Raw genomic sequence first — 13,022 nt, 5'->3', positions numbered from 1 at the left:
CGCGACGCCCGTCGACGCGCAGGAAGCCCGCTACACGCGCGGTCGGGTCAGGCGGGCAGGGAATACCCGAGCGCGGTGTTGAGCACGACCGCGACGGTGAGGTACATCAGCCAGACGCCGGTGATGGTGTGGAAGAAGCCGATCGCCTTGACCGCGACGGGCCCGACCTGCAGGGCGACGAAGAACTCGGAGAGGTAGACCAGGAACAGCCCGGTGAACAGCACGCCGAGCGCCCAGGTGCCCTCGTGGAAGAACACGAACGCGCCGAGCACGCTGAGCACCATGAACGCGATCGACATGCCCGCGTTGGGCCGGTCGTCGTTGCCGCGGTAGCGGTTCCAGCCCAGCACGAACCAGTGGATGCCGTACGCGCTGAACGCGAGCGCGGCCATGTACAGCGCCGGCTCGTCGGTGAACACCTGGAACCAGGTCAGCCCGACGAACAGGATCACGCCGGTGACGAACTGGCAGAACCCGGGCAGCCAGATGCCCCAGAAGCCGGCGGAGCGGTCCACCGAGGCGTCACGGGCCGGGAACCCGAAGAGCTCCATCGGGCCCCAGATCAGGTAGCCGGTGCCCAGGCCGAAGAGGCCGAGGGCGACCGGGGGGAACATCGAGGACGAGAACACGTCGGACCTCCAGGACGGGGCCGGGGCCTGTCGTCCCGGCGTCACCTCCCGGTGTACGACTGTTGCATAGGCTACGCAACTCAGAGCGACACCGATCACGACCGTCGGGTCACGAGACCCGGTGGGTGCCGTCCTCGTCACGCCGGGTGAGACCCCGCGCGGCCAGCAGCTCGAGCAGGGGGACCACCACGCGGCGGCTCGAGCCCAGCGCCTCGCGCGCGTCGGCCGGGGTGAACGGCTGCGGCAGCCCGGTCAGCACCGCGGTGGCCCGCTCCAGGGCGTCCGGGGCCAGCCACACCCCGTCGGCCACCTTGAGCAGCCGTCCCGCGCGCCCGGCCGCGGCCAGCTCGCGCGGCCCCAGGCCCAGCTCGGCCAGCCGCGGCGCCCCGGGGGCGGCGAACGGGTGCTCGGCGAGCTCCGCGGTCAGCGCCACCACGGCCGTCTCCACCGCGGGGGGCAGCCCGGCCGTCGTGCCGGCCGCGTGCACCCGGCCGTCGCGGACCACGAACCCCTGCGCGAGCAGCCCGAGCAGCCGCGCGTCGGGCAGGTCCAGGGCGCGCCGGGCGGCCTCGACGGGCAGGCCGGGGTCGAGCGGGCTGCGCCGGGCGTGGGCGCGGACGGCCTCGCGCAGCCGCGCCCGCAGCGGCTCCAGCAGGGCGGGGTCGACGAGCCAGCCCGCCTCCCCGGGGACGTCGGCGGGCAGGTCCGCGCCGAGGGCGACCAGGTCGTCGGCGCGGACCACCCCGCGCCGGGCCAGCTCGCCGGCCCCGTCCGGGCGGCCGTGCACCCAGGCCAGCGCGGCGGCCCGGGCCACCGGGGCGCCCCGGCGGCGCAGCGAGGGCGGGGCGGGGTCGAGCACGACGACGCCCCCGACGACGCGGCGGGCCCCGGCGTCACGCAGCACGGCGCGGTCGCCGATCCGCAGCGGCAGCGGGTGGTCCAGCGTCAGCCGGGCCGTCCCGTCGTCCGGGCCGAGCGGGCGCACCCGGGCCGGCACCGCGGCGGCACCCACGTGCAGCACCCCGTGGGTGGGCAGCTCGACCGCCTCGCCGCGCACCGGCCGGACCCGGACGTCGAGCACGTCGGTCCGCCGCCACCGCCCCGGGGTGAGCAGCGCGCTGCCCCTGGGCACCTCCTCGACGCCGACGCCGCGCACGTTGACCGCGACCCGGGCCACGGCGGGCACCGCGGTCTCGGTGCGGCCCAGGGACTGCAGCCCGCGCACCCCGGCCCGCCGCACGGTCCCGCCCGGCCCGGCCAGCTCCAGCTCGTCGCCCACCCGCAGCGTGCCGGCCGCGAGGGTGCCGGTGACGACGGTCCCCGCGCCGCGGACGGTGAACGCGCGGTCCACCCACAGCCGCACGTCGGCGGTGGCGTCGGGCTCGGGCAGCCCGGCCACCAGCGCGGCGATGGCGGTGCGCAGCTCGGGCAGGCCCGCCCCCGTCGCGGCCGAGACGGCGACGGCGTCGACGTCGGCCAGGGCGGTGCCGGCCAGGTTGTCCCGCGCGTCGTCCAGTGCCAGCTCGGGGTCCATGAGGTCGCTGCGGGTGACCACGAGCAGGCCGTGGGCGACGCCGAGCGCGGCCAGGGCGTCGAGGTGCTCGGCGGACTGCGGCATCCACCCCTCGTCCGCGGCCACCACCACCAGGGCGGCGGGCACCGGGCCCACCCCGGCGAGCATGGTGGGGACGAAGCGCTCGTGGCCGGGGACGTCGACGAACGCCACCGTCGTCGTCCCGCCGGCCGTGGTGCCGAGCTCGGTCCAGGCGAAGCCGAGGTCGAGGGTCATGCCGCGGCGCTTCTCCTCCGCCCACCGGTCGGGCTCCATCCCGGTCAGCGCGCGGACCAGGGTGGACTTGCCGTGGTCGACGTGACCGGCGGTCGCGAGCACGTGCACGGGCGCCCCTCAGGCCAGGGCGAGCACGGCGGCGAGCAGCGTCTCGTCCTCGGCGGGGTCGACGGCGAGCAGGTCGAGCAGGCAGCGGCCGCGCTCCACCCGGCCGAGCACGGCGGGCCGACCGGTGCGCAGCGCCACCGCCGCCTCCTCGGGCAGCGAGACCGCCGCGCTGGGCAGCACGACCCCGGGGGCGCCACCCCCGCCGACCTGCGCGTCGGAGGCGACGGCTTGGGCATCGACGCCGGCCCCGGCGAGCCGCTCGGCCAGGCGGTGCGCCCGCGCGTGCAGAGCAGCGGGCGTGGTGGCCAGGCCCCGGGCGGTGGGGGTCTCGGGCCCGCGCAGGGTGGCCTCGAACGCGGCCAGGGTCAGCTTGTCCACCCGCAGCGCCCGGGCCAGGGGGTGGCGCCGCAGCCGGTGCACGAGGTCCGCGTCGCCGAGCAACAGCCCGGCCTGCGGCCCGCCGAGCAGCTTGTCCCCGCTGCAGATGACGAGGTCGGCGCCGGCGGTCAGCGTCGTGGCGGCGTCGGGCTCGTCGGGCAGCCGGGGGTGCGGTGCGAGCAGCCCGGAGCCGATGTCCGCGACGACGGGCACCCCGAGGCCGCGCAGCTCGCCCACGTCGACCGAGGAGGTGAACCCCTGGACGACGAAGTTCGACGGGTGGATCTTGAGGATCATCCCGGTGCTCGGCCCCACGGCGCGGGCGTAGTCCTCGCGGGTCACCCGGTTGGTGGTGCCGACCTCGCGGAGCCGGGCCCCGGTGGACTCGAGCAGGTCGGGCAGCCGGAACCCGTCGCCGATCTCCACCATCTCGCCGCGGGCGATGACCATCTCGCGGCCGCCGCCGGCAAGCGCGGTCGCGGCCAGCACCAGCGCCGCGGCCCCGTTGCCGACCACGTGGACGCCGCCGGCGGCGGGCACCGCCGCGGCCAGCGCGGCCATGGCCCCGCGGCCGCGCCGGCCCCGGGCCCCGGTGGCGAGGTCGAGCTCGACGTCGGTGGCCCCGGCGGCCAGGGCCAGGGCCTCGACGGCAGCGGTGGAGAGCGCGGCGCGGCCGAGGTTGGTGTGCAGCAGCACCCCGGTGGCGTTGAGGACGGGCGCGAGCTCGACGGGCACACCGGGCAGCGCGGCCAGCACCGCACCCACCGCGGCGTCGGGCTCGACGTCGCCGGCGCGCACCTGCTGCTGCACCGCGGTCACGGCCCGCTTGACCTCCTCGCGGCCCAGCCGGCCCAGCGCGGCGGCCAGCGCCGGGTCGGCCAACAGGGTGTCGGTGCGCGGCACCCGCCGGCGGGGGTCCGTGCCGCTCGACCCGGCGCCGTCCGGCCCGGCGCCGTCCGCGTCGGTCACAGGCCCAGGCCGAGCGCGGCCACCGACGTCAGCAGGCCCACCACGACCACCCACGCGGTGGTCGCCGCCAGCACCCGGGCGGGGAACACGCGCCGCACCATCACCAGCGACGGCAGGCTCAGCGCCGGCAGCGTGACCAGCAGGGCCGCGGCCACCGGCGCCCCGACCCCGAGCAGCAGCAGCGCGGAGACCGCCGGCACCTCGGCGGAGGTGGGGATGGGCAGCAGCGTCCCGGCCACGGCCAGCACCAGCGCGGCCAGCACCCCGGAGCCCAGCGCGACGGTGCCGGAGACGAGCACGCCGGAGAAGGCGCCCAGCGCGACGACGAGGACCAGGTACTCCGGCAGCAGCCGCACCGCGAGCCCGCCGAGGCGGGTGAGGAAGGCGCGACCGAGTGGGCCCTCGACCGGGGCCGCGGCATCCGGGGCGGGCACCTCCTGCCCGCGGGCGCGGCTGAGCGCGACGACCCCGCCGACCACGGCCACCCCGCCGAGGCCGCGCAGCAGCGCCCACTGCCACGGCAGGACGAGCGCGCACAGCACCAGCACCACCGGGTTCAGCGCCGGGTTGCCGAGCCAGAACGCGAGGGTGGCTCCCGTGCTGGCCCGTCGTCGCCGCAGGCCCACCGCGATGGGGGCGGCGCAGCAGGTGCACATCATCGACGGGGTGGCCAGCGCCCCGCCGCGCAGCGCCCCGCCGCGGCCGCGGCCCAGGGTCCGGGCCAGCCACGCGCTCGGCAGCAGCACCTGCACCGCGGCGGCGATGAGCAGGGCGGCGACCAGGGCGGGCCAGATCGCGAGGAAGTAGGAGCGGGCGAAGGACAGGCCCGTCGACAGCGACACCGCGTTCCCGGTGGCCGAGCTGCCGGTGACGAACGAGGTGCCCAGCGTGTGCGTCGAGGCCGTGCGGGGCACCTTGAGCGCGTAGGGCTGCCACTTGGCCCACGTCAGCAGCACGGCGACGCCGACGGCGAACCCCGCGGCGAGGCCGAGGGTGCGTCGGCGGTCCGGCGCGGCGAGGGTGCTCAGGACGACTCCCGGGGGCGACGCTGGTGGTGGGGCTGGTGGTTTGGCGGAGGCGGACGGGAATCGAACCCGCCTGACCGAGCTGCTCGGCCACATCGGTTTTGAAGACCGTGGGGGCCACCAGGCACCCTCACGCCTCCGCGGGCGACGGTACGACACGCGACGGCCCGCGGCCCGCGGGGCTACCGTCGGGCGCCGTGAGCACCACCGAGCTGCGTCCCCTGACCTCCTACGCCCACGGCGGGGGCTGCGCCTGCAAGATCCCGCCCGGTGAGCTCGAGGCCGTCGTCGCCGGGCTGCGCGGCTCCCGGCCGCTCGACCCCGCCGGGGAGCTCGTCGTCGGCCTCGACGACGGGGACGACGCCGCGGTGGTCACCGTCCGCAACGGCCTGGCCGTCATCGTCACGGCCGACTTCTTCACCCCCGTCGTCGACGACCCCTACGACTGGGGCCGCATCGCCGCCGCCAACGCGCTGTCCGACGTCTACGCCATGGGCGGCACCCCCCTGGTGGCGGTGAACCTGCTGTGCTGGCCGCGCGACGTGCTGCCGATGGACATGGCCGCGGAGGTGCTGCGCGGCGGGCTCGACGTCGCCGACCTCGCCGGCTGCCACGTCGCCGGCGGGCACTCCGTCGACGACCCGGAGCCCAAGTACGGCATGGCCGTCACCGGCACCGGCGACCCGGAGCGGTTGCTGCGCAACGACGCCGGGCGGGCGGGGCTGCCGATCTCGCTGACCAAGCCGCTCGGCATCGGCGTGCTCAACAGCCGCACCAAGGCCACCGGGGTGGCCTCCCCGGAGGCCGTCGAGGCCATGACGACGCTGAACCGGGAGGCCTCCGAGGCCGCGCTGGCCGCGGGCGCGCGGGCCGCGACGGACGTCACAGGGTTCGGCCTGCTCGGCCACCTCTACAAGCTGGCCCGGGCCAGCGGCGTCTCCGCCGTGGTCGACGCCGCCGCCGTGCCGTACCTGCCGGGGGCGCGCGAGGCGCTGGCCGCGGGGCACGTCAGCGGCGGCACCCGGCGCAACCTGGACTGGGTGCGGCCGCACCTGGGGGCGACGGTCGGCGAGGACGAGCTGCTGCTGCTGGCCGACGCGCAGACCTCCGGGGGCCTGCTCGTGGTCGGCGAGGTCCCGGGCGCGCCCGTCGTCGGCGAGCTCGTGCCCGCCGGGGAGCACGTGCTGCAGGTGCGCTGATCCGCGACCCCGTCGGGTGCACGGCCGTGCGCTGGGTCACACTGCGGGGGTGCGCCAGCTGAGCCCCCTCGACGTCCAGTTCCTCAACGTCGAGGACGAGACCACGTTCGCCCACGTCGGCTGCCTCGTGCTGCTCGACCCGTCCGCGCTGCCCGGGGGCGCGCTGACCCGGGAGGCGCTGCGCGACCGGGTCGCCGCCCGGCTCGACGCGCTCGGCCCGTTCCGGTGGCGGCTCAGCGAGGTGCCGCTGGGCCTGGACCTGCCGTACTGGGAGGAGGTGACCCCCGACCTCGACGTGCACGTGCTCGAGCGGTCCGTGCCCGGGCCGGGGGACGACGACGCGCTGTGCCGGCTGGTCGGCGAGCTGGCGTCGGTGCCGCTGGACCGCTCGCTGCCGCTGTGGCAGGTCACCCTGCTGCACGACCTCACCGACGGCCGCCAGGCGGTCTACCTCAAGGTGCACCACTCGGCCGTCGACGGCGTCTCGGTGGCCGACGTGCTGGGCGTGCTGACCGACGAGAGCGCGGACGCCGACGCGACCGGGGACGCCGACGGCGGGTCGATGACGGGGGAGTCCGCCGGCGGGGCGCCGTCCGCGCTGGGTGCCCTGGGCCGGGCGGCGTGGAACGTGGCCGCCCGCTCGGCGGACCTGGTGCGCTCGGCGCCGCGGCTGGTGCCCCACCTGCTGGACCTGCCCGGTGCGGTCGGCGTGCCCGGGGTGGGCCCCGTCGTCGGGGTGGTCTCGACCGTGGCGCGTCGGGTCGGGGTCGACCTGCCGGGCGTGCCGACGGACGCGGTGCCCGCCGCCGCCCCGGACACCCCGCTGAACGGACCCATCACGGCCGGGCGCGGCCTGGGCATCGGCTCGGTGCCGCTGGCCGAGGTCAAGCGGGTCAAGGACGCCCTCGGCCTCACGGTCAACGACGTGGTGCTGGCCGTGTCGACGACGGCGCTGCGCGGCTGGCTGCTCGAGCGCGACGCGCTGCCCGAGGAGCCCCTGCTGGCCGCGGTACCGGTGTCCGTGCGCACCGAGGCGGAGGCGGGCCGCGGCGGCAACCAGGTGTCGATCATGCTGGTGGAGCTGCCGACGCACCTGGCCGACGCCGGGGAGCGCGTGCAGGTGCTGCACGACTCGGTGCAGGCGGCCAAGGAGCGGTTCGCGGCCGTCCCGCCCAAGCTGCTCGGGGAGTGGGCGGCCGCGCTGCCGCAGACCGGGGGCGGGGTGGCGTCGCGGCTGGTGATGCGGCTGGCGGGCGGGCAGCGGCCGATCTTCACCCTGTTCGTCTCCAACGTGCCTGGGCCGCAGCACGCGCTGCACTGCGCCGGGGCGCGGGTGCTGGCGGTGCACCCGGTGTCCGCGGTCAGCGAGGTCGGCGGGGCCATGAACATCACGGTGATGAGCTACGACGGGCACGTCGACGTCGGCGTGGTGGTGTGCGACGACCGCGTGCCCGACGTGGCCGCGTTCACGGCGTCCCTGGTGTCCGCCCTCGACGAGCTCTCCGACCTCGCCGTCGCCCACCCCTGACCCCCGCACCGTCGGCGGCACACAGCCCGCCACCTGCCCCGGACCGCGCCCACCGCAGGGCACACTGCCCGCGATCTGCCCCGAACCGCGCCCTCCGAGGGCACATAGCCCGCTATCTGCCCGGGATCGCACTCTCCAGGGGCACATAGCCCGCTATCTGCCCCGAACCGCGCCCGGCGAGCACACATAGCCCGCTACATGCCCGGAATCGCGCCCTCCGGGGACACGTAGCCCGCTACATGCGCGTCGACGCAATAGGGACTGCATCGAGCCCGCGGGATGCACCGGGACGGGCCCGGGGACGGCATCGAGCCCGCGGGATGCACCCGCGGGCGGCGGGTCAGTTGTCGGCCTCGGGAAGGTCCTGGGACTGCAGGTCCGGCGGGTCCATCCGCACGACGCTGAGCTCGGGGATCTCCCAGACGACCGTGGTCCCGCCGTCGCTCTCGGGCTGGTCGACGAACGCCACCACTCCGTCGGTGGTGACCTTCTCGGTCGCGTCCACCTCGCGGACCTGCTGGGTGCCGTGCTCGTCGTGGTAGGTGACCGTCCAGTGCGCCATGGCCGTCACCCTGTCAGCCCGCCGCGGCCCCCGCAGAAGCAGGAGAGGCACCGACCGGCGGTGACCGGTGGTGCCTCTCGTGTGCTGCTGGTCGGGGTGGCGGGATTCGAACCCACGGCCTCTTCGTCCCGAACGAAGCGCGCTACCAAGCTGCGCCACACCCCGGTGCGGCTCCGCCACTCTAGCCCACCCGTGCGGGCGTCCTCACCACCGCCTGGACGGGCGAGCGGTCGCCCCGGCCGCGGCCGCTGGGGACCAGGGTGAGCAGCGTCGCCTCGGGCCGGCAGCAGAAGCGGACCGGCGCGTACGGCGAGGTCCCGAGCCCGGCCGAGACGTGCAGCTGGGTGTGCTCGCCCCACACCGACGGCCCCTTGGCGCGCGAGCGGTCGAGGTCGCAGTTGGTGACGACGGCGCCGTAGAACGGCAGGCAGAGCTGGCCGCCGTGGGTGTGCCCGGCCAGCACGAGGTCGTAGCCGTCGGCCGCGAACTGGTCGAGCACCCGCGGCTCAGGGGAGTGCGTGATGCCCAGACGCAGGTCCGCGGCGCTGTCGGCCGCCCCGGCGATGGTGGCGTACCGGTCGCGCTTGAGGTGCGGGTCGTCCACCCCGGCGACCTGCAGCGTCAGGTCCCCCACGGTCAGGGTGCGCCGGACGTGGGTGACGTCGAGCCAGCCGCGCTCGCTGAACGCGGCCCGCAGGTCCTGCCACGGCAGCGGGGTGCCGTGGATGCGCTTGTGCTTGGCGAACAGGTAGTGCGCCGGGTTCTTGGGCCGCGGCGCGAAGTAGTCGTTGCTGCCGAAGACGAACAGCCCCGGCACCTCGAGCAGCGAGCCCAGCGCCTGCACCACGGCGGGCACGGCCTTGAGGTGGGAGAGGTTGTCCCCGGTGTTGACCACCAGGTCGGGCTCGAGCCGGGCGAGGTCGCGCAACCACCCCTGCTTGCGCTTCTGCCCCGGCATCATGTGCAGGTCCGACAGGTGCAGCACCCGCAGCGGCGAGCTGCCCGGGGGCAGCACGGCCATCGTCACCTCGCGCAGCGCGAAGTTGTTGCGCTCGATCCCGGCGGCGTACCCGACGCCGACGGCCGCCGCGCCGGCGGACGCCACCGCGGTGCGCGCCAGCACGGTGCCGAGCGACGCACCGGGGGCGGGGGGGCGGGGCGGGCGCCCGGGTAGGGAGGGGCGGGGCGAACGCCCGGGTAGGGAGGGGCGGGGCGAACGCAGGGTGGCCACCCGCCCAGGGTACGGACCACGGCCGCCTCGGCGCTGCTCCAGCGGTCGCGGGCGGGCAGTAGCGTCGGGGCCATGGCTGAGCTGCTCGCGCGCCTGCGCACCGACATGACCGCCGCCCTCAAGGCCCGCGACACCGTCCGGCTCGGCACGCTGCGCATGGCCGTGGCCGCCGTGCAGACCGAGTCCGTCGCCGGGGACACCGCCCGCGAGCTGTCCGACGACGAGGTGCTCGCCGTCCTGGCCAAGGAGGCGAAGAAGCGGGCCGAGTCGGCCGAGGCCTACGCCGGCGCGGGCCGCGAGGAGCTGGCCGCCGCGGAGCGGGCCGAGGGCGAGGTCCTGGCCGAGTACCTGCCGAGCCCGCTGAGCGACGACGAGGTCACCGCGCTCGCCCGGCGCAGCGTCGACGCGGTCGCCGCCGAGACCGGGGAGGCACCGGGGATGCGGCAGATGGGCCAGGTCATGGCCCGGGCCACCGCGGAGGCCGCCGGACGGGCCGACGGCAAGCGGCTCTCCACCGCGGTGCGCGCCGCACTGCAGGGCTGACCGCCGCAGCACCGCACCGGCAGCACGGCACCAGCAGCACCCCTGAAGAGCACCGCCCCCGGACCCTGCTGGAGTCCGGGGGCGGTGGTGGTCCGCGTCCGCTAGTTCGGGACGGGCACCGTGATCGGGGGCAGCCCCGGGATCTGCACCGTCGTCGTCCGGGGCGGCGCGGGCGCCTGCTGCTGCGTGGGCTGCGGGGACGGCGCCCGTGTCTGCGGCGCGACGCCGTTGCTCACGTAGAGCACCACCGTGGTGCCCGGCACCGCGGTCCCCGTCACCGACTGGCCGACGACCGTGCCGGCGCTGCTCGCGCTGTTCTGGCTCTGCTGGGTGATCTGGAAGCCCAGGTTCTGAGCCTGCTGCTGGGCCAGGCTGGCGGTCATCCCGGTGAAGTCCGGGACGCGACCCCGCTGCGAGCCCTGCACGTACTTCGGGTCGGTCTGCGGCAGCGCCACCGGGCCGAAGTTGCCGATGATCGGCTGCAGCGCCGAGTAGAACGTCTCCGCGGGCACGGTGCCGCCGGTGATGGTGCCGCTGCCGCAGGAGCGCAGCGGGTTGACGCAGATGCCACCGGGGTTCGAGGTGTCGCCGTAGGTCAGCGTGGAGGCGGCCATCGTGTTGGTGAAGCCGAGGAACGCCGCCGAGTACTCCTGCTCGGTGGTGCCCGTCTTCGCCGAGAGCGGCTCGTTCCAGCCGTACCTCGAGGCGGCACCGGCCGACGTCCCGCCGGCCTGGTCGTCCTTGCTCATGGCGACCGCGAGCGTGTTGGCCAGCCCGGGCTCGACGACCTGCTCGCACGGCGCCTGGTTGATGGTGACGGGGTTGCCCGCGCCGTCGGTGACGGAGTCGATCGGGGTCGGCGGGCACCACTTGCCGCCGGAGGCCAGCGTGGCCCCGACGTTGGCCTGCTCCAGGGGCACCAGGTTGACCGGGCCGAGGGTGAACGAGCCCAGCGGGATCGACTTCCAGTAGTCGGCCAGGCTCTGGTTCGGGTCCTCGGACTGGCCCGCGGCCGAGCCCGGGGTGGCGTAGGACCGCATGCCCAGCTTGACAGACATGTCGACCACGGCGGGCACGCCGGTGGCCTCCTCGAGCTTGACGAACGTGGTGTTCGGCGACTGGGCCAGCGCCTGGGTGACCGACATCGACTTGGGGTAGGTGTCGGAGTAGTTCTTCACGCAGTACTTGCCGGTGGGGCAGCCGTTGGTGCCGCCGGAGTCGCCGATGCCGGTGGCGGCGTAGCTCGACGGGGTGTCGAGCATGGCGCTGGTGCCCAGCCCGGCCTCCATCGCCGCGGCGGTGGTGAACACCTTGAACGTCGACCCGCCGCCCGAGCTGACCAGCGAGTACGGCTGCGGGGTGACGGTGGAGGGCGTCGTCAGGCCGTAGGTGCGGCTCGAGCCCATGGCCAGCACGCGGTGCGCGTCCTGCCCGGGCTGCACCACGTTCATCACGGTCGCGATGTCGTCGAGGTCGGCCGGGGTGCGCTCGTTGAGCCCGCGCTTGACGTTGTCCTGCACCACCGGGTCGAGGGTGGTCTTGATGACGTAGCCGCCCTTGAGCACCTGGTCGGTGTCCAGGCCGGACTGGGCCAGGTACTGCAGCGCGTAGTCGCAGAAGAAGCCGCGGTCCCCGGCGCCGATGCAGCCGTTGGCGGGCGCGTTGGGCTCGGGCAGCACGCCCAGGCCGGTGGCCTTGAACGCGGTGGTGTCCGCCGCGTTGAGCACGCCGGTGGACTGCATCGCGTCGAGCACGGTGTTGCGGCGGGCGAGCACGCCATCGGCGTTGGTGTAGGGGTTCAGCGCCGAGGACGACTGCACCATCCCGGCGAGCATGGCCGACTGCGGGGCGGTGAGGTCCTTCGCGGCCACGCCGAAGTAGGTGCGGGCGGCCTGCTCGATGCCGTAGGCGCCGTTGCCGAAGGGCACCAGGTTCAGGTAGCGGGTGAGGATCTCGTCCTTGCCCAGGTCACGGTCCAGCGCCAGGGCGATGCGGATCTCCCGGAGCTTGCGCGCGGGGGTGGTCTCGGTGGCCTGCCGGCGCTCGGCGTCGTTCTGCGCCACCACCAGCAGCAGGTAGTTCTTCACGTACTGCTGGGTCAGCGTGGACGCGCCCTGCTCGACCTGCCCGGACGAGGCGTTGGTGAGGAAGGCGCGGATGGTGCCGCGCCAGTCGACGCCCTGGTGCTCGTAGAAGCGGCGGTCCTCGATGGAGACGATGGCCAGCTTCATGGCCTCGGAGATGTCCTGGCTGGCGACCGGGGTGCGGCGCTGGTCGTAGAGGAAGGCGATGGGGTTGCCCGCGACGTCGGTCATCGTCGTCATCGCCGGCACCTGGCCGACCGCGAGCTGGTCGGAGACGTTCTCGACGGTCTCGCTGGCCCGGTTCGACGCCAGGCCGAGCCCGCCCACGACCGGGAACATGACACCGGCCAGGAGCACGCCGGCGACGACGCAGCACCCGAGGATCTTCGCTATCTGGTTGCCCACCACGGCCCCGAGGGTACTGGCCGCCGTGCCCGGCTCCTGTGAGGTCGCCCGGCCCGGGGCCGGCGCAGCCCGTCCTGACCTGCTAGTTGATCACGATCCCCTTTGCCGGGTGACCCGGACGTCTCCTAGAGTGACGGACGTGCCGGGGGAGGCACGGGGGTGGTACGGGCGGGGAGCCCGTTCCTGATGGGGGGACGACCATGGGTGCAGCGAGGGTCAGCGGCATGCCGTCACGGGCGTGCGGGCAGGTCGGGGCGGTGCGCGCCGACCTCGACGCCGGGGACGACCGCACGGCGTGGGTCGCGCAGGCGGGCTGCCGGTCCGGTGACCCGGAGCGGCTCTTCGTCCGCGGTGCGGCGCAGCGCGAGGCGACGGCGATCTGCCGCGGCTGCCCGGTGCAGCTGGAGTGCCTGGCCGACGCGCTGGACCACGGCGTGGAGTTCGGCGTGTGGGGCGGGCTGACCGAGCGGGAGCGCCGGGCGCTGCTCCGCGAGCGACCCGACGTCACCTCCTGGCGGGCGCACCTGGTCGCGGTGCGCGACGAGCGGGCCGCCGCCGTCGCCGGCTGAGCC

At 75.7% G+C, this 13,022-nt stretch carries 11 protein-coding genes and 2 tRNA genes; 4 read left to right on the top strand and 9 right to left on the bottom strand.

What is annotated here, in order from left to right:
• Window positions 1–47: 47 nt before the first annotated feature.
• The 5 genes from ACYVOF_RS13245 to ACYVOF_RS13225 all read right to left on the bottom strand — a co-directional run bounded on the left by ACYVOF_RS13245 (window position 48) and on the right by ACYVOF_RS13225 (window position 5,038).
• Entirely contained in the window at window positions 48–629 is a 582-nt protein-coding gene (locus ACYVOF_RS13245; protein ID WP_460867181.1) for a hypothetical protein, read from the bottom strand.
• Window positions 630–738: 109 nt separating this feature from the next.
• A complete protein-coding gene (locus ACYVOF_RS13240; protein WP_460867179.1) occupies window positions 739–2,526 on the bottom strand; it encodes a SelB domain-containing protein in 1,788 nt (595 codons plus the stop codon).
• 9 nt (window positions 2,527–2,535) lie between these two features.
• Window positions 2,536–3,873: an L-seryl-tRNA(Sec) selenium transferase gene (gene selA, locus ACYVOF_RS13235; protein ID WP_460867177.1), complete on the bottom strand. Its 1,338-nt coding sequence runs from the start codon at window positions 3,871–3,873 to the stop codon at window positions 2,536–2,538.
• The gene (locus tag ACYVOF_RS13230; RefSeq protein WP_460867175.1) at window positions 3,870–4,829 is read right to left on the bottom strand and encodes a permease; all 960 of its coding nucleotides are present in this window, start codon (window positions 4,827–4,829) and stop codon (window positions 3,870–3,872) included. The genes selA and ACYVOF_RS13230 overlap by 4 nt, the downstream gene beginning before the upstream one ends.
• Before the next feature lie 113 nt (window positions 4,830–4,942).
• Window positions 4,943–5,038: transfer RNA gene (locus tag ACYVOF_RS13225), tRNA-Sec, on the bottom strand.
• 57 nt (window positions 5,039–5,095) lie between these two features.
• Here ACYVOF_RS13225 and selD point away from each other — a divergent pair.
• Both selD and ACYVOF_RS13215 read left to right on the top strand, forming a co-directional pair.
• Window positions 5,096–6,097 carry a selenide, water dikinase SelD gene (selD, locus tag ACYVOF_RS13220; RefSeq protein WP_460867173.1) on the top strand — a complete coding sequence of 334 codons (1,002 nt, stop codon included), beginning with the start codon at window positions 5,096–5,098 and terminating at the stop codon, window positions 6,095–6,097.
• Between the two features lie 49 nt (window positions 6,098–6,146).
• Complete coding sequence (locus tag ACYVOF_RS13215) at window positions 6,147–7,625, top strand: wax ester/triacylglycerol synthase family O-acyltransferase (protein ID WP_460867172.1); 1,479 nt, start codon at window positions 6,147–6,149, stop codon at window positions 7,623–7,625.
• A gap of 340 nt (window positions 7,626–7,965) precedes the next feature.
• On the opposite strand, the gene ACYVOF_RS13210 is transcribed toward ACYVOF_RS13215, so the two are convergent.
• From ACYVOF_RS13210 to ACYVOF_RS13200, 3 genes are all read right to left on the bottom strand, one after another.
• Entirely contained in the window at window positions 7,966–8,187 is a 222-nt protein-coding gene (locus ACYVOF_RS13210) for a hypothetical protein (protein ID WP_460867170.1), read from the bottom strand.
• A gap of 88 nt (window positions 8,188–8,275) precedes the next feature.
• Window positions 8,276–8,352, bottom strand: a tRNA-Pro gene (locus ACYVOF_RS13205).
• A 16-nt stretch (window positions 8,353–8,368) separates the two neighbouring features.
• Window positions 8,369–9,310, bottom strand: coding sequence for a metallophosphoesterase (locus tag ACYVOF_RS13200; protein ID WP_460867168.1), 942 nt, complete (start codon window positions 9,308–9,310; stop codon window positions 8,369–8,371).
• Between the two features lie 180 nt (window positions 9,311–9,490).
• Here ACYVOF_RS13200 and ACYVOF_RS13195 point away from each other — a divergent pair, with 180 nt between their 5' ends.
• Window positions 9,491–9,961 carry a GatB/YqeY domain-containing protein gene (locus ACYVOF_RS13195; protein ID WP_460867166.1) on the top strand — a complete coding sequence of 157 codons (471 nt, stop codon included), beginning with the start codon at window positions 9,491–9,493 and terminating at the stop codon, window positions 9,959–9,961.
• Window positions 9,962–10,062: 101 nt separating this feature from the next.
• Here ACYVOF_RS13195 and ACYVOF_RS13190 read toward each other — a convergent pair whose 3' ends face one another.
• The gene (locus tag ACYVOF_RS13190; protein WP_460867229.1) at window positions 10,063–12,438 is read right to left on the bottom strand and encodes a transglycosylase domain-containing protein; all 2,376 of its coding nucleotides are present in this window, start codon (window positions 12,436–12,438) and stop codon (window positions 10,063–10,065) included.
• A 236-nt stretch (window positions 12,439–12,674) separates the two neighbouring features.
• Between ACYVOF_RS13190 and ACYVOF_RS13185 the strand changes: the two genes are divergently transcribed.
• Window positions 12,675–13,019, top strand: coding sequence for a WhiB family transcriptional regulator (locus tag ACYVOF_RS13185; RefSeq protein WP_460867164.1), 345 nt, complete (start codon window positions 12,675–12,677; stop codon window positions 13,017–13,019).
• Window positions 13,020–13,022 lie beyond the last annotated feature (3 nt).

It is taken from the genome of Rhodococcus aerolatus (assembly GCF_054783215.1).
This window is presented reverse-complemented; position numbering and strand designations above follow the sequence as displayed.

What these genes read in the sequence shown, in the direction of transcription:
- ACYVOF_RS13210 (WP_460867170.1), bottom strand. Translation starts at nt 8,187, where the DNA reads ATGGCGCACTGGACGGTCACCTACCACGACGAGCACGGCACCCAGCAG.
- ACYVOF_RS13195 (WP_460867166.1), top strand. Translation starts at nt 9,491, where the DNA reads ATGGCTGAGCTGCTCGCGCGCCTGCGCACCGACATGACCGCCGCCCTC.
- ACYVOF_RS13185 (WP_460867164.1), top strand. Translation starts at nt 12,675, where the DNA reads ATGCCGTCACGGGCGTGCGGGCAGGTCGGGGCGGTGCGCGCCGACCTC.